Below are 25,871 nucleotides of genomic sequence, written 5' to 3' on the forward strand. Positions count from 1 at the left end.
CTTTTGCGTTTTCACAAGGTATGATTCCGGTCAACAAATGGTACGCTGTTAGCGAGGCCACCCCGTAGTCGGACGGGTGAAATGGGGCCGGCCTCTCACGGTACGGCGAGAAGAGGGCGCCACATGGAAACGGGTTCCCCAGGCTACCGCGTGGGGACGGCCGACCCGCTTACCCGGGGCGATCCGGCGGATTGGCTGCAGGCGTTGCGCGACGGCACGCGGGCCGCTCACCAGCGGGTAGAAAGCCACCCCGTACTCCTGCCGCTGCAATCGGATCGGCTCACCATGGCGCAGTATCGCCGGGCGCTAGCGGTCTTTCTCGCCTATTTCGCCGCCCTGGAGGCGGTGTTACCCCCCTGGCTCGAACGCTTCCCGCAAGCGGGCTACCGCTACCTGCCGCGCCACCCCCTGATTCGGCGCGACCTGATGGATATCGGTGCCGTACTGCCAGAGGGCCATTCGGGCGCCGTTCCCCAGCTGATCTCGCGCAACCACCTGCTGGGCGTGCTCTACGTGCTGGAAGGGGCCACCCAGGGCGGCCGTGTGATCGCGCCCCGCCTGCAGCGGCGGCTCGGACTCGATGCCCGGCGCGGGGCGCGCTACTTTCATCTCTACCACGCCGGCCAATGGCGCAGCTTCCGGGCGTCGCTCGGCGGGGCTGCCCCCCGGGGCGGGCTTGAACAGGCACTCGCCGGGGCGCGGTCGACCTTCCATGCCCTTGAGGCGCACCTCGCTGCAGCTAATAGCGAACAGCCCAAGGAGAGCCTCCATGGCGCCTACCGACCCCTCTGAACTGGCCCGGGCACAGGAGGCCTGCGCCCGCGAGCCGGTGCATATCCCCGGGGCGGTGCAACCCTCCGGGTGTCTGGTCAGCCTTGACCAGCGGTTGCGACGTCTTCTGCAGGCCAGCGCCAACCTGCACCGGTTTTTCGGTGTAACTCCCGAGCAGGCGCTGGCTTCCGACCCCAAGGCCCTCCTGGGGCGGCATCTGCTTCGCCGGATCAGCGCCTCGCTGCCGCAGGCTCCGCTCCAGCCAGTGAGCCTGGTAGCGGGTATGCGCCTGCGGGGGAGGAACCGGCGCTTTCGAACCACGGCCTATCGAAGCGGGGAGCGGGTGGTGCTCGAATTCGAGGCGCTTTCCGGTCCCGATACCCAAACGCTGTTCCCCGCGATGGGGGACTGGTTGTCGCACCTGGCCGGAGCCCGCACGGCGGGGGCGCTCCTGGAGACCCTCGTCGCGGCGGCGCGGGATCTCACCGGACACGAGCGGGCGATGGTCTACCAGTTCGATCCCGACTGGCATGGCTGCGTGGTGGCCGAGAGCCGGTGCGAGCATATGGACAGCTATCTATCGCACCACTTCCCGGCCAGCGATATCCCGCCACAGGTACGGCAGCTCTACGACGTTAATCCGGTTCGTAGCATCCCCGATGCCCCGGCCGCTCCGGTGCCATTAGTACCGACAGAGGACCCACTGGACCAGCACCCGCTGGACCTTTCCGCCGGTGTGTTGCGGGCCGTCTCGCCGATCCACCAGGCCTATCTACACAACATGGGCGTGAAGTCGGCCCTGTCCGTGGCCATTCGGGACGATGCCGAGGGTCTTTGGGGGCTGCTTGCGTGTCATGGACAGGAGGCGCGCTCCCTGCCTCCCACCCTGCGCGATGCGGTCCTGGCCTTAGTGCAAGTGGCTCAATCCCGTTTGATGCTGCTCAATGCCCAGCGCAATGCCCGCTATCAGCGGAGAGTAAGGGCTTGTCGCGCCCGCCTCGTGCTGGAACGCCGGCCACGGGCAACCCGGTTGTCGGAACTGGTGGCGGATCATGGGGCGGATTGGCTGACGCTTTTCCGGGCGTGTGGTATCGCCCTGGCCTATCGCGGTCAGTATCACACCTTCGGCACGGCACCACCCGACCGGACGCTGGCAGCCTTGGTGCAGGGCCTGGTCAGGTTGGCGCCCAGGGATGCATCCTGGAGCTGGCACTCTCCGGACGACTGGCCGGTGGCGGCCGAACTCCCGCGCGGGCGCTGCTGCGGTCTGTTGGCCGCACCGGTGCTGGTGGATTCGGAGCAGCCGGCGTTTCTGCTCTTCTTTCGGGCCGAGAACGTTCAAACCCGGCTTTGGGCAGGCCGGCCTGAGGCCCTCTGGGGCGCCGAGAAGGTCGCCGCCCCCCTCACCCCCCGCCATTCCTTCGCGGCCTGGCGCGAGGAGGTCCGCGGCCACAGCGCGCCATGGCGTGATATCGAGCGAGAGGCGGTCCTGGACCTGGCCGACGAAGTGGCCGTGCTGCTCTCCAGAAAGGAGATCGACCTGCTCAATGCCCAGTTGACCGAGGCCAACCGGCGGCTGAAGCGCCAGGCCACCACCGATTCACTCACCGGCGTCTGGAACCGCTACCGCATGCAGGAGCAGATCGAGCTGGAGCGCGGCGCCCACGAGCGGTATGGCACCCCCTGTTCGTTGCTGCTCTTCGACATCGATCATTTCAAGGCCGTCAACGACCAGTATGGGCACGAGGCCGGCGACCAAGTCCTGGTCGCCCTGGCCCGCGCGGTGGTGGGGGAACTCCGGGCCACCGATTTTCTCGGTCGCTGGGGCGGTGAGGAGTTCATCGTGCTGGCCACGAACAGTGCCCCGGAGGAGGCATGGACCCTGGCCGAGCGGCTGCGACAGTGCATCGCCGGGCTGCGGTTTCCCGGCGTGGGACCGGTCACCATCAGTGTGGGGGTGGCATCGCTGAGCCGCGGGGATACGGTGGATCGCCTGATCGACCGCGCAGACCGGGCGATGTACCGGGCTAAGCAGCGCGGCCGTAATCGGGTGGAGCAGGCCGAATGAGCTCGATCGTGGCTCTGGGCAGTGATCGCTGGCCGCCGCCCTTGTACTTCCGGCGGGGAACAGCGATCATCCCCGGGGTCTAACACTTCCTGCCCAGGCGATTCATGTTGTTCGAGACCAGCCCGGCCAACCAGGGCGAACATCGCTGTACGCTGGTTGCCAGCGACGGGACCCGCCTTGCCTACCAGATCCGGCCCACCAGCGGCCGCCGCCGGGGCGTACTGGTCGCACTGCACGGACTGAGCAGCAACATGAGTCGCTGGGCTGAGTTCAGCGCCCAGACTCGCCTGACCCGCAACTGGGAGATTATCCGCACCGATCTGCGCGGCCACGGCCAGTCCCTGGACTGGCGGCCGGTGGACCTGGGGCGCTGGTGCCGGGACCTGCTCTCATTGCTGGACACGGAAGGGCACCAGCGCGCAGTGCTGGTGGGCCACTGCCTGGGCGCCGCGGTGGCGGCGGAGTTTGCGCGCCGCCACCCGGACCGGGTTCAGGGCTTGGTCCTGGTGGAGCCCCTGTTGCCAGAGGCGCTGCCCGCGCGGCTGCAACGCTATTACCGCTGGCGCGGCCTGCTCCGGCCGCTGCTGGCCGCGGCCCATGCCGCCTACGCCGTGGGGCTGCACCGGCGTCGCTACCGCAGCGTGGACCTGGTGGCGCTCGACCGCGCGGCCCGCGAGCGCATGGCCCAGGAGGGGGGGGCGGATGTCATCCGCAAGAGCCACGGCCGCCCCCTGGACGACATGCGACGCATGCCCTGGGCGCTCTATGTGGAGGCCCTGCTGGCCACGGTGGGGCTGCCGGGCGATCGTCTGGCGGAGATCGGGGCGCCGACGCTGGCTCTGCTCTCCAATGGCTCGGATCTGTCCGACTGCCAGGTCACGCGCCGCTACCTGGAGGCCATGCCCCGGTGCGAGGTGCGGGTACTCGACGCCCACCACTGGCTGCCCACCGAGCGACCGGACGATGTCCGGATCCAGATCGAGGCCTTCTGCCGAGGCCTCGAGATCGAGGCGGGCGAGCCCCTGGAGGCGGCCTCCGCCGACCCCGAGGCGAGCCCCTCTCAGAGGACCCGGCCGTAGAGGTCGTGCTCGTCCGCGTCCTCCAGCCGGGCCGGCACCCATTGGCCGGGCGCGCAACCCTCGGCCCCCCGCAGATGGATCACACCATCCACCTCCGGCGCCTCCAACTGCGACCGCCCCACCGCCGCATCCCCGTCCACGGCGTCCAGCAGCACGGTGCACTCCGTGCCCACGCGCCGCGCCAGGCGCCGGGCGCTGATCTCGGCCTGCAACGCCATCAGCCGGGCCTGGCGCTGCTCGGCGATCGCCTCCGGCACCGGATCCGCCAGGGCGTTGGCGGCCGCACCCTCCACCGGTGAATAGGTGAAGCACCCGACCCGGTCCAGTTCCGCTGCCTCCAGGAATTCGAGCAGCACCTGGAAATCGTCCTCGGTCTCGCCAGGGAAGCCGACAATGAAGGTGGAGCGCAGGGTCAGGTCCGGACAGCGCTGGCGCCAGCGACGGATCCTCTCGAGCACCGCCTCGCCGCCGGCGGGGCGGCGCATGGCCTTGAGGATGCGGGGACTGGCGTGCTGCAACGGCATATCCAGGTAGGGGGCAATGCGCCCCTCCGCCATCAGCGGGATCAGTTCGTCCACGTGGGGGTAGGGATAGACATAGTGCAGCCGCACCCAAACGCCCAGTTCGGCGAGGGCGTCGGCCAGCTCGGTCATGCGCGTGCGCCGGGGGACACCGCGCCATTCCGCCGCCGCATAACGGGTATCCACCCCGTAGGCGGAGGTGTCCTGGGAGATGACCAGCAGCTCGCGCACCCCGTCCCCGACCAGCCGCTCCGCCTCGGCGAGCACCTGGTCCACCGGCCGGCTCACCAGCCGGCCCCGGAGCTGGGGGATAATGCAGAAGGTGCAGTGGTGATTACAGCCCTCGGAGATCTTCAGATAGGCGTAGTGGCGCGGGGTGAGCTTGACACCGCTGGCCGGCAGCAGGCCAGTGAAGGCATCCCGGGCCGGCGGGGGGCACTGGGCGTGCACGGCCGCCATCACCGCCTCGTAGTCCTGCGGGCCGGTGATGGCCAGCACCCCCGGATGGGTCTCTCGGATCAGATCGCCCTTGGTGCCCAGACACCCGGTGACCACCACCTTGCCGTTCTCATCCAGGGCCTCACCGATCGCGTCCAGCGATTCCGCCTGAGCCGCCTCAATGAAGGCGCAGGTGTTGACCACCACCACATCGGCCTCCTCGTAGCCGCCGACGATCTCATAGCCCTCCACCCGGAGCTGGGTCAGGATGCGCTCGGAGTCGACCAGCGCCTTGGGGCACCCCAGGCTGACAAAGCCCACGCGGGGCGAATTGGCGGCAACGATTGCAGACATGGCGGTGGTCACCTGAACGGCAGGGGGACGATCGTGAGGCCGCACCGGGCCACGCTGACCGGCCCGATGCGGCAGGAGATGGTAATCGGTCCGCGCTGCCGCCGCAAACCGTCTAGGTCACCACCCGTCTGCGTGGTGCCAACGCCAATCAGAACCGGTACCCGATCACCAGGTGGAAGTCCTGGGCGTGCGGGTCCGCCTCCACCTCGTCGCCGTCAATACGGAAGTCTTCGGACCCGTAGACGGTCTGGGTGTACTCAATACGGAAAAAGACATTGTCCTGAGTGGCCATCTCCACCCCGGCACCGAAGCGGAAGCCATCGAAGTCCTTGTCATCCTTGTCCACCCCGGCCACGCTCAGCTCGGCGTTGGTCCGCTGCCACCCGGCCAGGCCGTAGAGCAGTACACGGTCGCTGATCACCCGGCCGAGGCGCGCATCGATCCCGTAGCTCTCCTCCACGTCCAAGTCGGCGTCCGTGCCCAACGACGCATCGGCGTTGTTCAACAGGAAATTCCCCTGGAACCCGAAGTACCAGCCGTCGTTGACCGTCCCGGTGCCGAGCAGCACGCCGCTGCTCACTCCGCTGGCGGCAAGCCCTTTGATCGAGTCGCCATCGGTCTCGATATCGGTGTCGTAGCCGGCCCAACCGATCTGGCCACCCAGGTAAACCCCGTGGAACGCATTGTTGGCCAGCGCGGTGGCGGGCCCACCGGCCAGCAGGGCCGCCACCGCGGCCGCACACAGTCCGCTCGCCACGGCGCCGCGGCCACCGCGATGAGGCTTCCCGACGTTATCCCGTTTCATCCGTCGCTCCTTGTCCGTTATGGTTTGGCACACTGATTGAGGCGCGACCTCGCACACTGTCGCAAGTTTGCCACGCCCAGGCCACGGCCGTGGCCTGGATACCACTATAGACGCGGATCCTACAGCCGATGCCTTTCAATGCCCAGCCGTCAACCCCGAAGCCCCGGGAGATCCTCATCGTCGGCCAGGGCCTGGCCGGCAGCCTGCTCGCCATGGCCCTGCTGCGTCACGGCCTGCGCCCCCGGGTGGTGGAGGACGACCGGCCGGGTTCGGCCAGCCTCGCCGCGGCCGGGATTACCAGCCCGGTCACCGGCCCCCGCCTAGCGCGCATCCCCCTCGCCGACCAAGTGCTGCCCGCGATCCCCGAGCTGACCCGCGACCTGGAGCATCAGCTCGGCCGGCGCCTCTTCCACCCCCGGCCCATCGCGCGCCTGTTCGGCAGCGAGCAGGAACAGCGGCGCTGGCAGGAGCGCCGCGTTAAGCCGGGCTTTGCAGAGCTGCTAGGGCCACGCTTTGAGGCGGGCAGCCTTCCGGGCGTACACGGGGACCCGCTGGGCGGCTTCCACCTGCACCAGGGGGGCTGGTGGGACCTGCCCGGCCTGCTCAGCGCGGTCCGGGAGCGGCTGAAGGCCGAGGGCCTGCTGAGCGTGGAAACCGTCGACCACGCGGATTTCAAACCGGGGCGGGCGGGGGTGCGCTGGGCCGGCAGGGACTGGGACCGGGTGGTCTTCTGCGAAGGCCACCGCGCCCTGGACAACCCCTGGTTCGCCCGCCTGCCCTACCGCTACGCCCGTGGCGAGGTACTCACCCTGCGCTCCGCGCACCCCCTGCCCCGGCGGATCATCGCCGGCGGCAAGGGGGTCCTGCCCCTGGATGAGCACACCCTGCGCGTGGGCGCCACCTTCCATCGGGCGGACCGCGACACCGGCTTCCGGGCGGGCGACGAGACGGCCCTTCTGGAGACCGCCGCGCGCCTTCTGGGCCACGATCGGCTGGAGGTGTTGGACCGGCGGGTCGGCGTGCGCTGCGGCTCCCGGCATAATGTACCGTTCGTCGGCGCCCACCCCTCGGAGCCCCGGCTCTATATCCTCAACGGCCTGGGCTCCAAGGGCACACTCCAGGCCCCCTATTACGCGCAGCGGCTGGCCGACCACCTCGCCCGGGGCACCCCCCTGCCCCGGGCCTGCGCCCTGCCGCTGGCTGACGACGAGGGCTAACGGCGGCAGGGGCCCCGGCGCCCTCAGTCGGCCGCGCCACCGCCCTCGGCCCCGGCCGCCGGCAGCCGCAAAAAGTGCGCCCGGTAGTGGCGTAGCTCCGCCACCGACTCCCGAATGTCCTCCAGCGCCTGGTGGGTCGCCTTCTTGCTGAAGCCCTGGAGCACCTCCGGGTGCCAGCGGTTGGCCAGCAGCTTCAGGGTGCTGACATCGAGGTTGCGGTAGTGGAACCAGGCCTCCAGCCGCGGCATGTAGCGGTACAGAAACCGCCGGTCCTGACAGATGCTGTTGCCGCACATGGGCGAGGCCCGCTCCGGCACCCAGCGGCGCAAAAAGGCCAGGGTCTCCGCCTCTGCAGCGGCCTCGTCCAGGTGGCTTGCGCGTACCCGTTCGATCAGGCCGGATTCGCCGTGGGTGCGGGTGTTCCACTCGTCCATGGCGGCCAGCGCCTGCTCGGATTGACGCACCGCCAACACCGGCCCCTCGGCCAGGATGTTCAGCTGGCTGTCGGTGACCAGGGTGGCGATCTCGATGATGCGGTCGGTATCCGGATCGAGCCCGGTCATTTCCAGGTCCAGCCAGACCAGATTGTGCTCGGAAAAACCCATGTCCGCTCCTCAGCCTGAGATTGGGGCCAGTTTACTGGATGAGTCCCGCCATGTGGGCCTGCAGTCCCGTACGCACCGTGGCACAATCCCGCAGCAGGAGGCACCAGCCACGCCCTGACCACAACCACCCGGGGGACGGAGAACCACCAGTGAGCCCAGCAGCCGGACAAACGGGCCGGGTCGTCAGCCACCACGGCCGCGAGAGCCTGGTCGAAGACCGGGAGGGCCGCCTGTATCGCTGTCTGTCGCTAAAGCGGGTCGGGCGCCCCCTGTGCGGCGACTACGTGGATTGGCACCCGGAGACGGACGAAACCGGGGTGATCGACCGCATTCATCCGCGCCACGGCGTCATCGCACGCACCGCCTACAACGGCCGGGTGCAGGCCATCGCCGCCAACGTCGACCGCATGGTGGTGGTTTCCGCGTTGGAGCCGCCGCCGGACCCGGAACTGATCAACCGCTACCTGGTGCTGGCCCACCACCTGGCGGTGGAACCGTTGCTCTGGCTCAACAAGACCGACCTGGACCCGGACCAGGCGGAGCGGCTGCTCGCGTCGGTCTTCGCCGGCCACCGGGCCCGGGGGGTGGCGGTAATGGCCGGCAGTCCCCACACCGGCGAGGGCATGGAGACGCTGCGGGAGGCGCTGCGGGAGGGCACCAGTGTGCTGGTCGGCCTATCCGGCGTGGGCAAGTCGTCGCTGATCAAGGCCCTGCTCCCCGACCGTGACCTGCGCATTGGCGATCTCTCGGCGCGGAGCGGTCTGGGCCGCCACACCACCACCGAGACCACCCTCTACCACCTGCCCGAGGGGGGCGATCTCATCGACTCCCCCGGTATCCGTGCCCTGCGCCTGGCCAACATCCCGCGCGAGGCGTTGCAACCCGCCTTTCCGGAGATCGCCCGGGTGGCCAGCGGCTGCCGGTTCCATAACTGTCAGCACCGCAACGAGCCCGGTTGCGCGGTCCGCGCCGCCGTCGAGCGGGGTGAGATCGAGCCAGGACGGCTGGCCACCCTGCACCACCTGCTGGACGAAGCCGCCTGATCGGCGCTACCGGCGCTACAGGGCGTCGGGTGCCACCGACTCCGGGCTGCGCATGGCCTGATCGGCCTCGGGGGTCAGAAGGATGATGCTGATCCGCCGATTCACCGGGGCCATGGGATTGTCCGGATCCAGCGGCTGCGTCTCCGCCACCCCGACCACCTGAGCCACCCGATAGGGAGCAATGCCGCTGGCGGTCAGCGTCCGCCGCGCCGCATTGGCCCGGTCGGTGGAGAGCTCCCAGTTGGTGTAGTCACGCCGGCCGACAAAGGGCCGGGCGTCGGTGTGCCCCGAGATGCGCAACGCGTTCGGCACCCGCTCCAACACCCCGGTGAGGCCGGAGAGGATCTCCGCTGCGTAGCTGCGCAGGCGGGCACTGCCCAGGTCAAACATCGGCCGGTTCTCGGCGTCCACCAACTGGATGCGCAGGCCATCCGGGGTCATGTCCATCAGCACCTGATCGCGGAACTCAGCCAGTTCCTCTTTCTCCTCCAGGGCCCGCTCCAACTCGCTGAGCAGGTCGCGCATGGCGCCCTCACTGATCCAGGCCCCCTCGTCCCGCTGCTGGTCCATCGGTGTCGGCGTCTCACCCAGCTCCAGCGGCGTGGGCGAGCCCCCTTCCAGATCCAGCATGGAGGGCGCCGACTCGGCCCCGCTGTCATCGACCAGCGTCGGGTTGCGAAAGTAGTCAGCCACCGCCGCACGCTGCGGGTCGTCCATGGCGGTCACGATCCAGAGCACCAGGAACATGGCGAACATCGCGGTCATGAAGTCGGCGAAGGCGACCTTCCACGACCCGCCGTGGTGCCCGCCGACCACCTTCTTGACCCGCTTGACAACAATGGGCCGCGTGCGGTTGTCCTCGAAACCGGCCATGGCGTCAGGCGTTGTGCCCCTTCACGTGATTCTCCAGCTCCTCGAAGCTCGGCCGCTCGGCCTCGTACATCGCCTTGCGTCCGAACTCCACGGCCACCACCGGCTTGTAGCCATTGAGGACAGCCATGATGGTCACCTTGATCACCTCCAGGTACTTGGCCTTCTCCCGGGCCCGGTGCTCCATGGCGATCCCCAGTGGCCCGACCAGCGAGTAGCCCGCCAGGATGCCGATAAAGGTACCGATCAGCGCAGCGGCGACCAGGGAGCCGATCTGCTGGACGGGGCCGTCGATCTCGCCCATAGCAATCACAATGCCGAGCAGCGCGGCGATGATACCGAACCCGGGCAGGGCGTCGGCCACTCGGTTGACCGCATGGGCCGGCAGTTCCGCCTCCTGGTGGTGGGTCTCCAGCTCCACATCCATGAGGTTTTCCAGCTCGAAGGGGTTCATGTTCCCGCCGACCATCAGCCGCAGGTAGTCGCAGAGGAAATGCAGCGCTTCGTGGTCGTTGAGCACCGAGGGGTACTTGCGGAACAGTTCGCTCTCGTGGGGGTTGTCCACGTCGGCCTCGATGGAGAGCAGGCCATCGCGCTGCGTCTTCTGGAAGACCTCGTAGAGCAGCGCCAGCAAATCCATATAGTGCTGCTTGCGGTAGGGCGGGCCCTTCATGATCCGGGGGACATTGCCTGCCACCTGCTTGACCACCTTCATGGGGTTGGCGATCAGAAAGGCACCGCCGGCGGCCCCGAAGATGATCAACACCTCGAAAGGCTGCCAAAGCACGGCGAGATTACCGCCGTGGGCGGTATACCCCACCGCGACCGAGACCAGAACGATGATGACGCCAAGAATGAGCTTCATAAATGGATTCGGCGGGTGCGCCGCATTTCCCTGCGTTTTGGAGCGGATTTGGCTAGTCAGTATATACTAGCGACCAGAGAGGCCCAATCATGAGCAGCCCCGCGGGGAAAGGCGCGCGCAATGAGCAACAAAACACCAAAACGCCTGCAGGACTGGGTGGAATGGCTGGGCGAGCGCCCCCTGCCCCGCCACCCTGCGCTGGCACCGGACTTCGGTGCCGAGAGCGCCCTTTTGACCTGGCAGCTGCAACAAGACCCGGCAGCGGTCGTGGGCCTGTTGCGCCGTGCGGCGGCAGTGCGCCACCGTCACCTGGACACGCGCCTGGAGGGCACCGAGGAGGCCCTGATCATGCTCGGGCGCAACGGCGTGGCGGCCTGCTGGGAGGCCCTGCCACCCGCGGACCGGCTGTTACACGGTGAGGCCTTGACCCGCTATCTGCGCTGCCATGCGCGGGCGGTTCACGCGGCCCGCCAAGCGGAGGAGTGGGTGCGGTTACGCCACGACCGGCGGCCCAGCGAAGTGGCCGACGCCACCCTGATACGCCACATGGGCGAGCTGATGTTGCGGGCCCATGCCCCGGAGCGGATGGCCGAGGTGGACGCGCTGGCCACGGACGCCCGACTGGACGCCGACGCGGAGACAGCGGTGCTCGGCTTCACCCTGCAGGACCTGGCCATCAGTCTGGGTAATCATTGGCGGCTGCCCTACCTGGCGCTGGAAGACCTGAGCGGCATCCGCCCCCTCTCCCAGCGCAGCCAGGCGGTGTTGCTGGCCCTGCGCCTGGCCCGGGTGGCGGAGGACCCGCGGGCGGCCCGGGAGCTGCCGGTGCTGATCCAGGCGCTGTCGCACTACATGGGCGACAGCGAGGACCACGCCCGCCGGGTGACCCTGGAGACGGCACAGGTCATCCACGAGCAGACCCCACCCCCCACCGGCTGGTCGCCGACACTGGCACTGGACGGGGACCGCGGGCCGTCGCCATCCACCCCGGCCCCTTTCTGCCTGGCCCCACGGGCGGACATCCGCGCCCGGGTGGCAGCGGAATTGGAGCGGGAGGACTTTGACCGGGCACGCCTGGAGCTGCTCACCCGCCACCGCCTGGACAACCGCGAGGCGGTGCTTATCAGCCTGGTGCTGACCGGGCTGCATGAGGGGCTGGGATTGAACCGGACACTCTTCCTGCGGGCGCCACGCCGCGGTGAGCATCTGCAGTTGTTCTTGCAACGCGGCGCGCTGGGGGACCCACTGCTGCACGAGATGACCGTAACCCCGGCCCACAGCCCCCTGCTGCGTGAGGTGATCGATCAGGCCCCCGCCTACCGGCTGTGCCAGCCGACTCAGGGCAGGGACCGGCTACCGGAGCCGTTACAGCGCTTCAACGGCGGCCAGCCCTGTCTGTTGGCCAGCCTCCGCGTCAACGACCGGTTGGCCGGGCTGTTCTACGCCGACCGCCACCTGGCGGGGTGTGGCCTGGATGGGACGGCGGCCATGGGCTTCCGGCATTTCTGCGAACAGGCCGGCCGGCGATTGCAACGTCTTGCGGACGAGCACCACCACCTGAGCTAAGGCGATCAGCCCGGCGGCCAGCGCAGCCGGCGGCCGCCCACCACGTGCAGATGCAGGTGGAACACCTCCTGACCGGCATCCGCATTGCAGTTCATCACCGTGCGGTAACCGCTCTCGGCGACGCCCTCCTGGGCCGCAATGACGGCCGCGGCGCGATAGAGCTTGCCGATCAGCGCCTCGTCCCCGGCCTCGATGTCGTTGATCGTGGCGATGTGCTTCTTGGGGATGACCAACACATGCAGCGGTGCCTGCGGATTGATGTCGCGGAAGGCGAGCACGTCATCGGTCTCGTGCACTACGTCCGGCTGCAGTTCCCCGGACACCATGCGGCAGAAAAGACAATCGCTCATGATCCGCCTCCTGGGTTCAGTCGTAGTCGCGGCGGCCGGCGAAGGCGTGGGACAGCGTGCCGCTGTCCACGTACTCGAGCTCGCCGCCCATGGGCACACCGTGGGCGATGCGAGTGGTGCGCACCCCGCGCTGGTGGGCCAGCTCGGCGATATAGTGCGAGGTAGCCTCACCCTCCACCGTCGGGCTGGTGGCCAGGATCACCTCCTGCACCTCGCCCTCCGCCAGGCGCGCCTCCAGCCGGTCGAGCCCCAGGGCCTCCGGTCCCACGCCGTCCAGGGGTGAGAGCCGCCCCATCAACACGAAATAGAGCCCGCGGAAATCCGTCGCCTGCTCCAGGGCGAAGACGTCCGCCGGCCCCTCCACCACGCAGAGCAGGCTGCGGTCACGCCGGTCACTGGCACAGAGGCCACAGACCGGCTCCTCGGTGAGCACGCGGCACTGGCGACAGTGGCCCACCTGGTCCATGGCCTCGCGGATCGCCGTGGCGAGCCGGCGCCCGCCGTCGCGGTCCCGCTGCAGCAGATGAAAGGCCATGCGCTGCGCCGACCGGGGGCCGACCCCGGGCAGGCAGCGCAGGCTCTCAATGAGCTGGTCGATCAGCGGGGAGTAGCGCATTCGCGCTTCAGAACGGGAGCTTGAAGCCCGAGGGCAGGTTCATACCCTCGCTCAGGCCTGCCATACGCTGCTGGCTCTCCTGCTCCAGCTTGTGCACGGCGTCGTTGAAGGCCGCCGCCACCAGATCCTCGACCATCTCGCGGTCGTCCTCGAACAGGCTGGGGTCGATACTGACCCGACGCGCCTCGTGCTTGCCGTTGATGGTCACCGCCACCATCCCGCCACCGGACTCCCCGGTGACCTCCATCTTGGCGATCTCTTCCTGGGCCTTCTTCAGCTCCTCCTGGAGCTTCTGGGCCTGCTTCATCATGTTACCGATTCCGCCCCTCATGGCTTGTTCCTCATCTTGGGCTGTTACAGATCACGTGGCCGGGTCAGCCCCCTTCCGGGGCCTGACCGTGTCCGGCAGCAACTCGGCGCCGAAGCGCTGGTGCAGCCGGGCGACGTTCGGGTCATTCTCCAGCGATTCGCGGGCGGCCCGCAGCCGTTCGGCGCGTTCCCTCCGGGCGACCGTGGCCGGTGTGTCCCGGTGCGGCGACTCGAGCCGGACATCCAGACGCACCGCCCGGCCCAGGTAGTCGCCGAGCACCTGGGCCAGCTCCGCCTCCAGCGCCGGGGTGCGCAGCATCCCGTGGCCGCTATCGAGACGAAGGATAACACGGCCCTCCTCCTCACCGACCCACTCACAGTGCGCGGCAAACTGTCGGAGGGCGCCGTCCAGCGGCAGGTCGCGGGCGCGCCAGGGCCAGGTTTCCGGCGTGATCCCCGCATCGTCCGGCGCCGTCGTCTCCGGCGCGGTCTCGGCGGCCGCGGGCTGAGCGCCGATCGGCGGCGGCTCCTCGTCGCTAACCGGCGGGCCTTCGGCCCAGGCCGGCGGGTCCGTCAGCCCCGCGGCCGGTTCGCGCCCCCCGGCAGGGGCCGGCTCAGCGGCGGCCGACGGGTCGGCCGGTGCCGGTGCGGGGCCATCCGGCTCGACCGCCTGGCCCCGCGCCGCCCGCATGAGCGCCTCACGGTAACCGCCCAGCCCCCCGCCCTGCTCGGGCGGCGGCGACCCACCCGCCGGAGCGGCCGCGGGCTCCGCCCGTTCTGTCGGGGTCGGCGACGGGTGGGCCTCCCGCCGGGGCCGCGTCGCCTTGGGGGCGGCCTGGGACCGCGGTGAACCCGCCGCTGCCGCTGGCGGGGCGTCTGCCCCCGCCCCGCCGGTCGCCGCCACTGCGGTCCCGGTCACCGGCTGGAAGGCCAGCATGCGCAGCAGCACCATCTCGAAGCCGGTGCGGCCCTCGGGCGCCAGCGGCAGGTCACGCCGCCCATTGAGGGCGATTTGGTAGTAAAGCTGCACATCCTCCGCCGGCAGCCTTGCGGCCAGATCCCGCAGCCGGTCCGCATCGGGGTCGCCAGCGGGCAGTGCCTCGGGCACCACCTGGAGCAGGGCCAGCTGGTGCAGGCAGTGCAGGAGCTCATCCAGGGCGTCGCTGAAGTCGGGGGCCCGCTCGCTCATCCGCGCCGTCACCGCCAGCAGCGCCCGCCCGTCGCCCGCGGCCAATGCCTCCAGCGCCTCGAGCACGAACCCGCGGTCAATGGTGCCGAGCATGGCACAGACCTCGTCCTCGCGAACCGCGCCGGCGCCGAAGGCGATGGCCTGATCCAGCAGGGAGAGCGCATCGCGCATGCTGCCCTTGGCCGCCTGCCCCAGCCGCGCCAGGGCCTGTGGCTCGGCCGCCACCCCCTCCTGCTCGACCACCGTGTGCAGGTAGTCCGCCACCAGGCCACCCGGCAGGTTCTTGAGGTTGAACTGCAGGCAGCGCGACAGAATGGTGACCGGCAGCTTCTGCGGGTCGGTGGTCGCGAGCAGGAACTTCACGTGCGGCGGCGGCTCCTCCAGGGTCTTCAACAGGGCGTTGAAGCTGTGCCCGGAGAGCATGTGCACCTCGTCGATGAGGTAGATCTTGTAGCGGCCCCGGGTGGGCGCGTACTGCACGTTATCGAGCAGCTCGCGGGTGTCCTCCACCTTGGTGCGCGAGGCGGCGTCCACTTCGATCAGGTCCACGAAGCGGCCGGCGTCCAGCTCCCGGCACGCATCGCAGGTCCCGCAGGGCTCGGCGGTCACGCCCTGCTCGCAGTTCAGGCACTTGGCCAGGATCCGGGCCACGGTGGTCTTGCCCACGCCGCGGGTGCCGGTGAACAGGTAGGCGTGGTGCAGGCGCTGCTGCTCCAGGGCGTTGACCAGGGCGCGCAGCACGTGCTCCTGCCCGGCCATCTCGGAGAAGGTGCGCGGTCGCCACTTGCGGGCGAGTACCTGGTAAGCCATGGTTTCCTGCTGTCTGCGGAGCGAGGCTACAAAGTGTACGGGTGGTGGGGGCGGTGCGCCACCGGTTCAGGGGAGCAGTGCGCTGCGGATAGATGGAGGCGGCGGATACCAGCCACACCCCGGCGCCCGAGTCCACCGCTGCCGCTGCTCCCTTCCGGGCCTGACGGAATTCACGGTTTATCGTCGCGAGGGGACCGGCACCGCCGCCATAATGGCGGCCCGTTTGGTACGGACCCTGCCTTGGGTAGGCAGCGCGGAGACGTTACCATGACAATCCGATCACGCCAAGTGGCTGGCCTCGGATGCCCCATCCACCATCGCCCGGTAACCCCGCTCATGCGCAAGAACCCATTGACCCTGCTGCTGATCGGTCTGGTCCGTGTCTATCAGTACGGGATCTCGCCCCTGATCGGCCCGCGCTGCCGCTACTGGCCCACCTGCTCCCACTATGCGGTGGAGGCCCTGCAGGTGCACGGGCCGGTGCGCGGCGGCTGGATGGCGCTGCGCCGGTTCCTGCGCTGCCACCCCTGGGGCGGGCATGGGGTCGACCCCGTGCCCGGCCGCGAGGACGGGGGAGACACCGGCTGCGGCTGTGGCCGGGGCAAGCCCACCCGGCTTCGACCGGGGGATCAGGACTGATGCCGCCACCAGGCGCGCATGCCGCCCTTGAGCTGCATCGCCTCAAAGCCCATCCGCCGCAGCCGGCGCACCACCGGGATACTCCGGTGGGCGCTCAGGCAGATCACCACCACCGGACGATCGCGATCCAGCCCCAGGCGTTGCAGCTGTCGCGGGCTACAGGACCAGACCGGCAGGTGGACTGCCCCGCGGATGTGATCCCGGCGGAATTCCGGACGGCTGCGCACATCCAGCACCTGCACCTCGCCCATATGCACCGCCCGGGACAGCGGGCCTGGGGCGATCTCCGGCACATCCCCGAACGGCCACCAATCAGCCCAACTCACCGCCACCCTCACAGGCTTCGGCCGGGGAGGCGTCGCGCAGGTGCGCCCGGAAGATATACCGTCGCAGGGCGGTCTGCAGGCGCTGGTCCTGCCGGTCCAGGTTGATCACCAGCCGCCGGGGCCGGCGTCGCCCGGCCAGGGTACGGGCCTGCAGCGGCATGGGCGCCTCGCCGGGCAGCAGCAGCTCCAGATGGCGCGGCCCACCGCGGCGCCCCTCCCCGCCCAGCGCCCCCGCCGGCACGGCGATGCCGCTGGCGGAGATGTCCAGGACCGGCGTACAGCCAGGCTGCGTCGCCCGCCCGCTGCGCAGACAGACCTCCTCCTGCGGCGGAGCGACGCGCAACGCCCGGGGACGGGCCTGTTCGTCGTGGATCTCCGGGATACCCACCTGGAAATGCAGCGGTTGGTGGGCGTCACCGACCACCCGCAGCGGGAATTGATAACGGCACCGCCCCCGGTGCACCACGATCTCCAACCGTTCCCGGGCGAACCATTGCCAGAATGCGGCGAGTTCCCCCTCGGGCATGAGCCGGCACAGGTAGTCGCGGTCCTCGTCCTCAGCCACCGGCTGCTGCCAGAGCGACTGCAGGAAGGCCCGTTCCTCCGGGGTTAGCTGGCTATCTGGTCTGACCATACGACGGCCCTTCGTTGGCTGATTCATTCAAGTTTAGTCCCCTTTCGCAGCGAAAAGTGCCCGCCTGTGCGCCATGCCCCGGTCGGACGCAGGAAAGAATTGCAGCCAGGCGTCGCAAAACGGATAATGCGCGCGTCTAAAAAACCGTCACCCGACGCCCCGGACACGCCGGCAACACGCACCTGGACTGCGGCCTACCGCCGCGGCCGTAATGGCTCTTGTGAGCCGGCGGACGAGGGCAGCCCCGACCAATCAAAATCAAGAGAGGTCACCCGTGAGCCAGCAAAACCACGATCCCGTCTTTCAGGAATGGCAAGACAACGAGGCCCGCGCTGAGGAAATGATCCCGCTGCTCGGCACCCTCTATCGCAAGTACAACATCGTCACCTCCCTTTACGGCCGTTCCCTGATTAACCAGTCGGTGATCCGCATCCTCAAGGACCACCGGTTCGTGAAGAAGATCGAGGGCACCGAACTGTCGGTCTGCGACACGCTGCCTATCGTGCGCAAGATGAGCGATCTGGACCTGGCGCCGGCGCACGTGGACGTGGGCAAACTGGCGGTGGCCTTCAAGAACTCCAACGACAACGACGTGGAGGCCTTCCTGCGCCGGGAGCTGGCCGATATCGTCGACGGCCACGACCCCGAAGGGAGCACCGGCGAGCCCAAGGATGTGGTGCTCTATGGCTTCGGCCGCATCGGCCGCCTGCTCGCCCGCATCCTGGTGGAAAAGGCGGGCGGCGGCAGCCTGCTGCGCCTGCGTGCCGTGGTGGTGCGTGGCCAGGGCGGCGATCTTGAAAAGCGCGCCAGCCTGCTGCGCCGCGACTCCGTGCACGGGCCGTTTGCCGGCTCGATCACCGTGGATGAAAGCAACAACACGCTGGTTATCAACGGCAACCGGGTCCGCTTCATCTATGCGGACAACCCGGCGGAGGTCGACTACACCGCCTACGGCATCGATAACGCCATCGTGGTGGACAACACCGGCAAATGGCGTGACCAGAAGGGCCTGTCCCAGCACCTGGCCTGCAATGGCGTCTCCAAGGTCCTGCTGACCGCGCCGGGCAAGGGCGACATCAAGAACATCGTCTTCGGCATCAACCACAGGGATATCGGCGACGAGGACCGGATCATCTCCGCCGCCTCCTGCACCACCAATGCCATCGTCCCGGTGCTCAAGGCGCTCAACGACAAGTACGGCGTGGAGCACGGCCACGTGGAGACGGTGCACGCCTACACCAACGATCAGAATCTGATCGACAACTACCACAAGGGCGACCGGCGGGGCCGCAGCGCCGCGCTGAACATGGTGCTTACCGAGACCGGTGCGGCCAAGGCCGTGGCCAAGGCGGTGCCGGAACTGGCCGGCAAGCTCACCGGCAACGCCATCCGGGTGCCCATCCCCAACGTCTCCATGGCCATCCTGAATCTGCGTCTGCAGGAGGACTGCTCCGCCGACGGGCTCAACGACTACCTGCGGCTCATGTCCCTGAACTCCTACATGCAGAAGCAGATCGACTACGTGGACTCCTCCGAGGTCGCCTCCTCCGACTTCGTCGGCAACCGGCATGCCGGCATCGTGGATGCCAAGGCCACCCTGGCCAGTGGCCGCAACGCCGTGCTCTACGTCTGGTACGACAACGAGTTCGGCTACAGCTGCCAGGTGGTGCGCATCCTGCAGCACATGTCCAATGTGCACTTCCTGAAGCTGCCCCGGGAGACCCAGCCGGCCACGGAGCGGATGGCCGCCGCCGCGTCCTAAGGCGCGGGGGGAGCGCGATGGCACACCGGCGCCTGACGGCACTGGCCCACGCCCGGTTGGCCGCACGGCTGCGTGCCGGCGACCGGGCCGTGGACGCCACCGCCGGCAATGGGCACGACACGGTGTTCCTGGCCGACCAGGTGGGGGCGAGTGGCCATGTCTGGGCCTTTGATATCCAGCCCACGGCGCTGGCCGCCACACGCCAGCGCCTGCGGGCCCGGGGCCTGGCGTCGCGCGCCACCCTGGTCGCGGCGGGCCACGAGACCCTGGCCGAGCACCTGCCGCCCCAGGTCCAGGGCGGCCTTGCGGCGGTGATGTTCAACCTCGGTTACCTGCCTGGCGGTGACCGCGCCCTGGTCACCCGCCCGGAGACCACCCGGGCGGCGTTGTCGGCGGCCTGGCGGGCACTGGCGCCCGGTGGTGTGATCAGCCTGATGATCTACCGTGGCCATCCCGGCGGCGAGCAGGAGTATCAGGCGCTGCGGGACTGGTGCTCCGGGCTGGGCGTGACCCCGGAGGTCCCCGGCGGGCCACCGGCCAGTGACAGGGCCCCGATCTGGTGGGTGCTGCAACGCCCCCGGCCGTGCCCCCCTCGGCCGTGAACCCCTGGGCCGTCCTCCCCGGTCCGGTGCCCCGCTAGCGTTCCGCGGCCTCCTCCGCCGTATCCCACCGCAGCAGCAGGAGCGGCAGGTCCACTCGCTCCAACAGGCGCGAGACCATCTCCCGATCCGCCTGGGTCTCGTGGGCGTTGCGGGTAATCACCACCGCGCCGGTCTGCTCCTGCAGCAGGGCGCGCAGCAGGCCGTTCTCGTCCGGCGGGTAGACCACCCGCAGGTGGGCGGACACCCCCTGGTCCTCCAGCCACTCGGCGATCTCGCCGAGCCGCGCATCCGTGACCGGCCCCCCTTCCGGGGGCAGGACCAGCACGTTGAGGGCCCGGGCGCGGTTACCCACCACGCTCAGGGCCACGCGCAGCGCGGCCTCGGCCTGCTCATCGGCACGCACGATCACGGCGGTGATTGGCTGCTCCGGCCAGGTGCCGATGAGCAATGAGCAGGGGGCCAGCCGGACCAATTGCCGCGCGTTGGAGCCCAACGCCCGGGCCTGGCCGCTGGCCCAGCCGGTACGGCCAATCACCAGCAGGTCATTGTCGCGGACCAGCGACAGGGCCGCGGAGACCACCCGATCGCGGGTGACCTCCAGCTCCAGATGGTGGTGGTAGTCCCTCGCCACCCGCTTGAGAACGGTGCGGATAAGCTGGGCCCGGTCACGCAGGCGGGCCTCCAGGGTGTCACTGGCCAACGGCCGACAGACCCCGCTGTAACCGCCCACCTCCCGGGTGAACGGCAGGGCCGCGCTGCGTAACAGGTCGCGGTCCTCCACGTACAGCCCGCGCAGCGCCACCTCGCCCCGGGCAAACAGGCCCAGGGCGGCCTGCAGCGCCTCATTGCTGGACAGCGAGGCATCCAGCAACACCAGCGCCTGACGAAAGAGCCGCTGGCGCTCCCGGCCGGGCTGGCGCCGCTCACTCATCGTCACCCCCACGCGGCGAGGTGTCACCCTCCTCCGTCCGGGGGCCGCCCCCCTCGCCGTTGTCGTCCTGACTCTGCCGGCGCACCGATCGGCCGAAGGCCTCCAACCGGTCCGCCACCCGGCGGTTCAAGCTGCCCTCCGGATAGCCCCCCTCGGCGTCCGCCTCGCCCACCGGCAGCCCGGTCAGCAACTCCAGGGCCTGGTCCACATGGCGGATGGGATAGACATGGAACTGCCCGGCGGCCACCGTCTCGCGCACCTCCCGGCGCAGCATCAGGTGGGGCACATTGGCCTCGGGCAGGAGCACGCCCTGCCCGTCCAAGGTCCCGGCCCCGCGGCAGACCTCGAAAAAGCCCTCGATCTTCTCATTGACGCCGCCGACCGCCTGCACCTCGCCGTGCTGGTTGACCGAGCCGGTCACCGCCAGCGACTGCCTGATCGGCGCCCGGCCGATGGCGGAGACCAGGGCGCAGAGTTCGGCCACCGAGGCGCTGTCGCCCTCCACCCCGCCGTAGGACTGCTCGAAGGCGAGGCTGGCCGAGAGCGAGAGCGCCCCCTCCCGGGCATAGCGCGTTGCCAGGTAGCGGGACAGGATCATCACGCCCTTGGAGTGGATGTTGCCGCCCAGTTTGGCCTCGCGTTCGATATCCAGCACTTGGCCGCGGCCGGCCCGGGCCGTGGCCGTGATACGGGTCGGTCGGCCGAAGGCCTGGTCGCCGAGCTGCAGCACCGACAGGCCGTTGACCTGGGCGATGGCCTCGCCCTCAGTGGCGATCATGACCGTACCGCGCTGGATCAGCTCCAGCGTCCGGTCCCGCACCCGCCCGGCCCGGTAGCGCTGCTGCTCGATAGTCCGCTCCACGTGGGCGGCATCGATCGCCCCGGCCTCGTCGCGGGCCGCCCAGTGGTCGGCCTCCACCAGCAGGTCGCGCAGCATCCGTGCCTGGGCGGTGAGCTTCTCCTGGTCATCGGCCAGCCGGCCGCCCTGTTCGATGATCAGGGCCACCGCCTCGGCGGTGAGCGGGCGCAGCTTATCCTGGTGCGCCATGGTGGCCAGCATGCGGGCGTAATCCTGCTGGTTCTCGTCGGTCCGGGGCAGGTCGTCCTCAAAGTCGGCCTGCACCTTGAAGAGATCGAGAAAGTCGGGGTCGTAGGCCGCCAGCAGGTAGTACAGGAACCGGTCGCCCACCAGCGCCACCTTGAGCTGCAGCGGAATCGGCTCCGGCTCCAGGCTGACGGTGCTGGCCAGGCCGTAGAGCCGCTCCAGCGACTGGATGCGCACGGTGTGGGCGCTCAGCGCCCGCTTCAGGCTCTCCCACGCCATCGGCTGTTGCAACACCCGCAGGGCATCCAGGATCAGATAACCACCGTTGGCCCGGTGCAGGGCACCACCCCGGATCAGGGTGAAGTCGGTCATCAGCGCACCCTGGTGCACGTAGTGCTCGATCCGCCCCACCAGGTGCTGGTGCAGCGGCAGGTCCTCGTACACCACCGGGGCGCCGGTCTGCGCCGACTGATCGACGATGAGGTTGATGCGGTAGCGCTCCAGCACCGCCTCCATCGCCGAGTGGCGGCCATGCTTGTCCCCCTGCAGGGCGTCCACGTTCTCGATGATGTCCTTGCGCACTGCCTCCAGGTGGGCGACCACCCCCTCGATATGGCTGTAGGCGTCCTTGAGATTGCGGATGGGGGTCCCGGCGGCCACCAGCACCATCTCCTCATTGAGCTCCCGGACCTGCTGGCGCAGCTCACGCTGGATCTGGGGCAACTGCTGGATGGACTGCTGGAGCTTCTCCTGTAGCTGCTCCACCCGCTGCTCGATGGCGTTGCGCTCCTCCTCGGGCAGTTTCTGGAACTCCTCGGCGCTCAGCACCTCGCCCTCCTTCTTGGGGGCGAAGGTGAACCCCGAGGGGGTGGTCAGCAGGGCAATGCCCTGCTCCTCGGCCTCGTGTTGGATCTGTTCGATTGCTTCTCGGTGGCGACGATTCGCCGCCTGTTGCAGCTCCTGGATCCGGGACTGGTACTCGTCGCTCTCGAAGGTGGCGGGGATGGAGTTGCGCAGCTCATCGGTGAGTTCGTCCACGTCCCGCTTCAGGCGCCGGCCGGCCCCGGCGGGCAGCGCCAGGGCCCGGGGCTGATCGGGGGCGTCGAAATTGTAGATATAGGCCCAGTCCGACGGCCGCTGCTGCGCCTCGGCCTTGCGCTCCAGAAAGCGCTGGACCCACTCCCGCTTGCCCGCGCCAGCCGGCCCGAGCACGAAGAGGTTGAAGCCGTCGTTGCGGATGCCGGTGGCAAAGTCCAACGCCTCCAGCGCCCGCGTCTGCCCACAGGGCAGCTCCAGGCGCTCCAGCTCCTCGGTGGTGCGAAAGCCGAGCTGGTCGGCGCGGCAGGGGCGGTAGAGTTGGTCGGCGGACAATGGCCGAATGGGGGTCATGTCGTCTCCTTGTTCGCTACGGGCGGCTTACCGTTCCATTGTCACCGGTGCCGGCGCTTCCCTCCGAGTGTAATCAAAGCGAACGGGTCTGACAGCAGCGGCCGCCGGCGCCGGCCCGGCCGGTCCCGTGGCGGCAGGGCGGGTCAACCGCGGGGACGGCCGCCCTCCCCCTCGCCGGCGTCCGGCGCCTCATCCTCCGACCACGCCTGGTTGCCCTGCTCCAGCCGCTCGATCGCCCCCTGGCCCCGGCGCGCCAGGGTATCCAGGCGGTCGATCTGTTCATCCAGGCGCGGCAGGGCCTCCTGCCGGTAGCGGGACAGGGCGTCAATGGCGCCCAGCACATCCTCGAAGGCCGCCTCGAGCTGCTCCATGTCCAGCATGGTGGCCGCGGCGCGCGTCTGGATCTCAGCGCCCTGGCGCCGCAGGGCCTGGGCGGTGCCGGCAATCATGTCCGAGGTGGTCCGGTTCAGGCCCTCCACCCGGTCCAGCACCAAGCGCTGATTGGCCAACCCCAGCGCCACGGTCACCGCCACATTGAGCGCCGAGACAGTGACATTGATCGCCCGGTCCACCCCGCGGATCAGTTCCCGGTTGTTGCGGATTACCACCTCCAGCGCCAGTACGCCCTGCTGGCTCACCGCCTGTTGCTGCTGCAGGTCGACGATACGCTGGCGCAGCGGGAAGAGCAGCTCCTCCTCGATAAAGGCCCGGCGTGGGGCGGTCTCCGGCAGCGCCTCCGCCGCCGCCACCAGCCGGGCGTCGATCAGCTTGCCCAGCTCGATATGGCTCGCCAGCTCGGCCAGCACCTCCCGCAGCTCGGCCTGATCGTCGGACAGGGTGAGGTTGTCCCGGCGCAGCATCCGGGCCCCCGTCTCCAGGTCGCGGATAATGGCGTCCAGCGCCTGCTGGGCGGTCTCGAACTGACGGAAGTAGCGCTGCACCTTGGTGCCCACGCCCGGAATCCGCGCCAGCAGGCGGTCCAGCAGCCCCGGGGCGAGGTCCCGCCCCCGCGGATCCAGTGCCGACATCTGCTGGCGCAGATCCAGCAGGGTGCGGGCCACCGGGCCGCCCTCCTCCCCCTGATGCGCGAGTTTACGGATGGGCTCCTGCAGCATGGCGCTGCGCCGCGCCGCCTGGCGCTGCACCTCGATCCCCATGTAGTCGATGACCTCGCGCTGGCGAGCGGCGCCGGCCGGGGCGTCCTCATCGGGCAGCGCCTCGAGCAGGTCGCGGACAAAGGTGTCGGCCTGCCGCGCCAGGTCCTCCCGGTCGGCGGCGGCGGCCTCCTCGGCGCCGCGCTTCACCGACTCGGCGATCTCATCGACCGGCGGCAATGCCAGGTGAAACTCGCCGCCCTGGGGCGGCTCGGGGGTCTTCGCCATATCGGTCTCCCTGGTGTCACGGGCTGCGGTTGTAGCGAGTCGCGCGCTCTGCGAAGCGGTGGAGCTCCTGGAGGGCCGCGTCGGCCGCCCCCGCCGGGGCGGCCTGGCCGGTATCCACCTGCGAGACCGCGACGGCGGCATCGTCCAGGACGGTGAGCACCGCCTCGTTCGCCGACAGCGCCTCGCCGATGCGTTGCTCGGTGCGCTCGACCAGGGCCAGGCGGCGCTCCAGGGCCCGGCGTTCCGCCGCCGCTAATCCCGATTCCGCCAGGCGGCGCCTGACATAGGCGGCGTCGATATTGGCCACGCCGGCCACCAACGCCACCACTCGGTTGAGCCGGTCCAGAGCGGCCCGGCTCACCTCCGTCACCAGCCCCCGGGCCCGTTGGAAGGCCATCTCTTGCGGGTCGAAGGTGCGCTCCAGCACCCCGAGCACGTGACTGTACCGGGAATAGAGCCGGTCCACCTGAACGGAGAGATCCTCCCGCCCATGCTGCAACAGTGCCCGCTTAACCGCGCACAGGGCCGTGATGATGTCATCGGCGCCGGCGGGTGGGCGTTCCGGGTCCAGGGCGCGCAGCCCCTGCTCGCGCCGGCGGCGTTCCGCCGCCTCCCGGGTCTGCCGGTCGGCCGCCTCGGCGGCGCGCACCGCACGCTGCGCCTGGCGCCGTGCGCGCCAGCGGCGCCAGCGCCGTTCAACGAAGATCGCCACCGGGATCGCCACCAGCCCCGCCCCCCATCCGGCCAAGCTGGGCCCGAACCCGCCCCAGAGCGAGGTGAGCCAGGCCAACAGGGCGATAAAGGGCGCGGCCAGCCAATAGCGCAGGAAGACCTGCCAGCGCCGGGGTGGGTCTGTGGGCAGGGCCAGGCGGGGGTTGATCATCCCGGCGATGAACCAAGGCAGGCAGGAGAGCCACAGGCCGTAGGCGAAGCCTTGCAGAAAGGCGAGCATTCAGCACCGCCCCCCGGCCTGTCGGGCGGCGGCGCACAGGCCCCTGACCCGTCCGCACAAGCGGTCGGACGGTGCGGTGCCGATGGCCGTCGGGGCCGCCGCGGGCGCAATGGTGTGGTCGTGTGCGTCCATGCCCTCCTGCCGCAGGATCGAATCACTGCCGGCAGTATTACCGATACACCCCCGTGACACAAAGGCCACGGGCCGGCCGGGGCCTCCCTCCCCGGCGCCGCCCCATGGCATGGCGGGCATCAGTTGCGCGGGTCATCCTCGGGGTTGAGATACTCGATCCCCCACGGCCCGGTCCCATGCAACTGGATGATGGTCTCACCCTCGGCGTAGCCGAACATCGGATCGCCTGGGGCCATGATCGCCACGCTACCCGGCTTCAGCTTATGGGTCTCGTCCGGTACGAACTCCTCACCATGGGCAAAGTGCAGCGTCCCGGACAGCACCGTGACCCGTTCGTACTCCGGATGGACGTGGGGCAGGATGCGGTAGCCATCCTCCAGCCGCAGGCGGAAGGTGAAGGGCTCCTCCTGGGAGATATCGCCCTCAATGAAGGCGATCTCGGCACCCTCGCCCATGGAGCCGACCGGGCCCCATTCCAGCTCATCCGGCTCAATCATGATGTGGTGCCCGCCGCGGTAGACATCGGCCGCGGCGGTGGCGGCGACCATGCCGGCGGCAACCGCCATACTGGTCAACAGTGTGGTTGCGCGTTTCATGGTGG

Annotated in this window: 25 protein-coding genes and 1 other RNA gene; 9 read left to right on the plus strand and 17 right to left on the minus strand. The window is 69.4% G+C overall.

Features of this window, described 5'->3' with window-relative positions; all coding sequences use genetic code 11:
• Positions 1-123 precede the first annotated feature (123 nt).
• From MLG_RS15425 to MLG_RS07645, 3 genes are all read left to right on the plus strand, one after another.
• Positions 124-792, plus strand: a complete 669-nt coding sequence (locus MLG_RS15425) for a biliverdin-producing heme oxygenase (protein ID WP_011629240.1) — start codon at positions 124-126, stop codon at positions 790-792.
• On the plus strand, positions 770-2,839 hold the full coding sequence (locus MLG_RS07640; protein ID WP_011629241.1) for a sensor domain-containing diguanylate cyclase: 2,070 nt from the start codon (positions 770-772) through the stop codon (positions 2,837-2,839). Before MLG_RS15425 ends, MLG_RS07640 begins: the two co-directional genes overlap by 23 nt.
• A gap of 104 nt (positions 2,840-2,943) precedes the next feature.
• Positions 2,944-3,918, plus strand: a complete 975-nt coding sequence (locus MLG_RS07645; RefSeq protein WP_011629242.1) for an alpha/beta fold hydrolase — start codon at positions 2,944-2,946, stop codon at positions 3,916-3,918.
• Here MLG_RS07645 and rimO read toward each other — a convergent pair.
• Positions 3,900-5,231: a 30S ribosomal protein S12 methylthiotransferase RimO gene (rimO, locus tag MLG_RS07650; protein ID WP_011629243.1), complete on the minus strand. Its 1,332-nt coding sequence runs from the start codon at positions 5,229-5,231 to the stop codon at positions 3,900-3,902. The genes MLG_RS07645 and rimO overlap by 19 nt on opposite strands.
• Positions 5,232-5,379: 148 nt before the next feature.
• Positions 5,380-6,036: an outer membrane protein gene (locus tag MLG_RS07655; RefSeq protein ID WP_011629244.1), complete on the minus strand. Its 657-nt coding sequence runs from the start codon at positions 6,034-6,036 to the stop codon at positions 5,380-5,382.
• Positions 6,037-6,164: 128 nt separating this feature from the next.
• Between MLG_RS07655 and MLG_RS07660 the strand changes: the two genes are divergently transcribed.
• On the plus strand, positions 6,165-7,253 hold the full coding sequence (locus tag MLG_RS07660) for an NAD(P)/FAD-dependent oxidoreductase (RefSeq protein ID WP_011629245.1): 1,089 nt from the start codon (positions 6,165-6,167) through the stop codon (positions 7,251-7,253).
• Between the two features lie 23 nt (positions 7,254-7,276).
• Here MLG_RS07660 and orn read toward each other — a convergent pair whose 3' ends face one another.
• Positions 7,277-7,858, minus strand: coding sequence for an oligoribonuclease (gene orn / locus MLG_RS07665; protein WP_011629246.1), 582 nt, complete (start codon positions 7,856-7,858; stop codon positions 7,277-7,279).
• A 149-nt stretch (positions 7,859-8,007) separates the two neighbouring features.
• Here orn and rsgA point away from each other — a divergent pair, with 149 nt between their 5' ends.
• Complete coding sequence (gene rsgA, locus MLG_RS07670) at positions 8,008-8,901, plus strand: ribosome small subunit-dependent GTPase A (RefSeq protein WP_041717964.1); 894 nt, start codon at positions 8,008-8,010, stop codon at positions 8,899-8,901.
• A 15-nt stretch (positions 8,902-8,916) separates the two neighbouring features.
• Here the strand turns inward: rsgA and motB are convergent, their stop codons facing one another.
• Both motB and motA read right to left on the minus strand, forming a co-directional pair.
• On the minus strand, positions 8,917-9,774 hold the full coding sequence (gene motB / locus MLG_RS07675; RefSeq protein WP_011629248.1) for a flagellar motor protein MotB: 858 nt from the start codon (positions 9,772-9,774) through the stop codon (positions 8,917-8,919).
• Positions 9,775-9,778: 4 nt separating this feature from the next.
• On the minus strand, positions 9,779-10,636 hold the full coding sequence (gene motA / locus MLG_RS07680) for a flagellar motor stator protein MotA (protein WP_011629249.1): 858 nt from the start codon (positions 10,634-10,636) through the stop codon (positions 9,779-9,781).
• 120 nt (positions 10,637-10,756) lie between these two features.
• On the opposite strand from motA, the gene MLG_RS07685 reads away from it, so the two are divergent.
• Entirely contained in the window at positions 10,757-12,202 is a 1,446-nt protein-coding gene (locus MLG_RS07685; protein ID WP_011629250.1) for an HDOD domain-containing protein, read from the plus strand.
• 5 nt (positions 12,203-12,207) lie between these two features.
• Here MLG_RS07685 and MLG_RS07690 read toward each other — a convergent pair whose 3' ends face one another.
• The 5 genes from MLG_RS07690 to ffs form a co-directional block, all read right to left on the minus strand.
• A complete protein-coding gene (locus tag MLG_RS07690) occupies positions 12,208-12,552 on the minus strand; it encodes a histidine triad nucleotide-binding protein (RefSeq protein WP_011629251.1) in 345 nt (114 codons plus the stop codon).
• A 16-nt stretch (positions 12,553-12,568) separates the two neighbouring features.
• A complete protein-coding gene (gene recR, locus MLG_RS07695; protein WP_011629252.1) occupies positions 12,569-13,168 on the minus strand; it encodes a recombination mediator RecR in 600 nt (199 codons plus the stop codon).
• 7 nt (positions 13,169-13,175) lie between these two features.
• Positions 13,176-13,499 (minus strand): YbaB/EbfC family nucleoid-associated protein, encoded by a 324-nt coding sequence (locus MLG_RS07700; protein WP_011629253.1) that lies wholly within the window; start codon positions 13,497-13,499, stop codon positions 13,176-13,178.
• A 30-nt stretch (positions 13,500-13,529) separates the two neighbouring features.
• Positions 13,530-15,476 carry a DNA polymerase III subunit gamma/tau gene (dnaX, locus tag MLG_RS07705; RefSeq protein WP_011629254.1) on the minus strand — a complete coding sequence of 649 codons (1,947 nt, stop codon included), beginning with the start codon at positions 15,474-15,476 and terminating at the stop codon, positions 13,530-13,532.
• Between the two features lie 103 nt (positions 15,477-15,579).
• An RNA gene (gene ffs / locus MLG_RS14975) (signal recognition particle sRNA small type) lies at positions 15,580-15,676 on the minus strand.
• 67 nt (positions 15,677-15,743) lie between these two features.
• On the opposite strand from ffs, the gene yidD reads away from it, so the two are divergent.
• Positions 15,744-16,115 carry a membrane protein insertion efficiency factor YidD gene (yidD, locus tag MLG_RS07710; protein WP_011629255.1) on the plus strand — a complete coding sequence of 124 codons (372 nt, stop codon included), beginning with the start codon at positions 15,744-15,746 and terminating at the stop codon, positions 16,113-16,115.
• Here yidD and MLG_RS07715 read toward each other — a convergent pair.
• Entirely contained in the window at positions 16,106-16,441 is a 336-nt protein-coding gene (locus tag MLG_RS07715) for a rhodanese-like domain-containing protein (protein ID WP_011629256.1), read from the minus strand. The two genes, yidD and MLG_RS07715, sit on opposite strands and share 10 nt — an antisense overlap.
• Positions 16,428-17,075 carry a PilZ domain-containing protein gene (locus MLG_RS07720; protein ID WP_041717966.1) on the minus strand — a complete coding sequence of 216 codons (648 nt, stop codon included), beginning with the start codon at positions 17,073-17,075 and terminating at the stop codon, positions 16,428-16,430. The genes MLG_RS07715 and MLG_RS07720 overlap by 14 nt, the downstream gene beginning before the upstream one ends.
• Before the next feature lie 274 nt (positions 17,076-17,349).
• Here MLG_RS07720 and MLG_RS07725 point away from each other — a divergent pair, with 274 nt between their 5' ends.
• Both MLG_RS07725 and MLG_RS07730 read left to right on the plus strand, forming a co-directional pair.
• Positions 17,350-18,837, plus strand: a complete 1,488-nt coding sequence (locus MLG_RS07725; protein ID WP_011629258.1) for a glyceraldehyde-3-phosphate dehydrogenase — start codon at positions 17,350-17,352, stop codon at positions 18,835-18,837.
• 17 nt (positions 18,838-18,854) lie between these two features.
• Positions 18,855-19,439 (plus strand): tRNA (mnm(5)s(2)U34)-methyltransferase, encoded by a 585-nt coding sequence (locus MLG_RS07730; RefSeq protein ID WP_011629259.1) that lies wholly within the window; start codon positions 18,855-18,857, stop codon positions 19,437-19,439.
• Between the two features lie 34 nt (positions 19,440-19,473).
• Here the strand turns inward: MLG_RS07730 and MLG_RS07735 are convergent, their stop codons facing one another.
• From MLG_RS07735 to MLG_RS07760, 5 genes are all read right to left on the minus strand, one after another.
• Positions 19,474-20,370 carry a universal stress protein gene (locus tag MLG_RS07735; protein ID WP_011629260.1) on the minus strand — a complete coding sequence of 299 codons (897 nt, stop codon included), beginning with the start codon at positions 20,368-20,370 and terminating at the stop codon, positions 19,474-19,476.
• Positions 20,363-22,804 (minus strand): ATP-binding protein, encoded by a 2,442-nt coding sequence (locus MLG_RS07740; protein ID WP_011629261.1) that lies wholly within the window; start codon positions 22,802-22,804, stop codon positions 20,363-20,365. Before MLG_RS07740 ends, MLG_RS07735 begins: the two co-directional genes overlap by 8 nt.
• A gap of 143 nt (positions 22,805-22,947) precedes the next feature.
• Positions 22,948-24,186, minus strand: a complete 1,239-nt coding sequence (locus MLG_RS07745) for a toxic anion resistance protein (RefSeq protein WP_011629262.1) — start codon at positions 24,184-24,186, stop codon at positions 22,948-22,950.
• Between the two features lie 16 nt (positions 24,187-24,202).
• A complete protein-coding gene (locus tag MLG_RS07750) occupies positions 24,203-25,138 on the minus strand; it encodes a hypothetical protein (RefSeq protein WP_011629263.1) in 936 nt (311 codons plus the stop codon).
• 251 nt (positions 25,139-25,389) lie between these two features.
• A complete protein-coding gene (locus tag MLG_RS07760; RefSeq protein WP_011629264.1) occupies positions 25,390-25,866 on the minus strand; it encodes a cupin domain-containing protein in 477 nt (158 codons plus the stop codon).
• Between the last annotated feature and the right edge of the window lie 5 nt (positions 25,867-25,871).

The organism is Alkalilimnicola ehrlichii MLHE-1 (assembly GCF_000014785.1).
GTDB classification, from domain to species: Bacteria; Pseudomonadota; Gammaproteobacteria; order Nitrococcales; family Halorhodospiraceae; genus Alkalilimnicola; species Alkalilimnicola ehrlichii.

Excerpts from the sequence above, each read along its gene's own strand:
- orn (WP_011629246.1), bottom strand. The coding sequence starts at position 7,858 with ATGGGTTTTTCCGAGCACAATCTGGTCTGGCTGGACCTGGAAATGACC.
- rimO (WP_011629243.1), bottom strand. The coding sequence starts at position 5,231 with ATGTCTGCAATCGTTGCCGCCAATTCGCCCCGCGTGGGCTTTGTCAGC.
- motB (WP_011629248.1), bottom strand. The coding sequence starts at position 9,774 with ATGGCCGGTTTCGAGGACAACCGCACGCGGCCCATTGTTGTCAAGCGG.
- yidD (WP_011629255.1), top strand. The coding sequence starts at position 15,744 with ATGACAATCCGATCACGCCAAGTGGCTGGCCTCGGATGCCCCATCCAC.
- MLG_RS15425 (WP_011629240.1), top strand. The coding sequence starts at position 124 with ATGGAAACGGGTTCCCCAGGCTACCGCGTGGGGACGGCCGACCCGCTT.
- MLG_RS07735 (WP_011629260.1), bottom strand. The coding sequence starts at position 20,370 with ATGAGTGAGCGGCGCCAGCCCGGCCGGGAGCGCCAGCGGCTCTTTCGT.
- MLG_RS07750 (WP_011629263.1), bottom strand. The coding sequence starts at position 25,138 with ATGCTCGCCTTTCTGCAAGGCTTCGCCTACGGCCTGTGGCTCTCCTGC.
- MLG_RS07640 (WP_011629241.1), top strand. The coding sequence starts at position 770 with ATGGCGCCTACCGACCCCTCTGAACTGGCCCGGGCACAGGAGGCCTGC.
- MLG_RS07700 (WP_011629253.1), bottom strand. The coding sequence starts at position 13,499 with ATGAGGGGCGGAATCGGTAACATGATGAAGCAGGCCCAGAAGCTCCAG.
- MLG_RS07655 (WP_011629244.1), bottom strand. The coding sequence starts at position 6,036 with ATGAAACGGGATAACGTCGGGAAGCCTCATCGCGGTGGCCGCGGCGCC.
- MLG_RS07645 (WP_011629242.1), top strand. The coding sequence starts at position 2,944 with ATGTTGTTCGAGACCAGCCCGGCCAACCAGGGCGAACATCGCTGTACG.
- MLG_RS07660 (WP_011629245.1), top strand. The coding sequence starts at position 6,165 with ATGCCTTTCAATGCCCAGCCGTCAACCCCGAAGCCCCGGGAGATCCTC.
- MLG_RS07760 (WP_011629264.1), bottom strand. The coding sequence starts at position 25,866 with ATGAAACGCGCAACCACACTGTTGACCAGTATGGCGGTTGCCGCCGGC.
- MLG_RS07690 (WP_011629251.1), bottom strand. The coding sequence starts at position 12,552 with ATGAGCGATTGTCTTTTCTGCCGCATGGTGTCCGGGGAACTGCAGCCG.
- recR (WP_011629252.1), bottom strand. The coding sequence starts at position 13,168 with ATGCGCTACTCCCCGCTGATCGACCAGCTCATTGAGAGCCTGCGCTGC.
- MLG_RS07720 (WP_041717966.1), bottom strand. The coding sequence starts at position 17,075 with ATGGTCAGACCAGATAGCCAGCTAACCCCGGAGGAACGGGCCTTCCTG.
- MLG_RS07740 (WP_011629261.1), bottom strand. The coding sequence starts at position 22,804 with ATGACCCCCATTCGGCCATTGTCCGCCGACCAACTCTACCGCCCCTGC.
- MLG_RS07685 (WP_011629250.1), top strand. The coding sequence starts at position 10,757 with ATGAGCAACAAAACACCAAAACGCCTGCAGGACTGGGTGGAATGGCTG.
- MLG_RS07745 (WP_011629262.1), bottom strand. The coding sequence starts at position 24,186 with ATGGCGAAGACCCCCGAGCCGCCCCAGGGCGGCGAGTTTCACCTGGCA.
- motA (WP_011629249.1), bottom strand. The coding sequence starts at position 10,636 with ATGAAGCTCATTCTTGGCGTCATCATCGTTCTGGTCTCGGTCGCGGTG.
- dnaX (WP_011629254.1), bottom strand. The coding sequence starts at position 15,476 with ATGGCTTACCAGGTACTCGCCCGCAAGTGGCGACCGCGCACCTTCTCC.
- MLG_RS07730 (WP_011629259.1), top strand. The coding sequence starts at position 18,855 with ATGGCACACCGGCGCCTGACGGCACTGGCCCACGCCCGGTTGGCCGCA.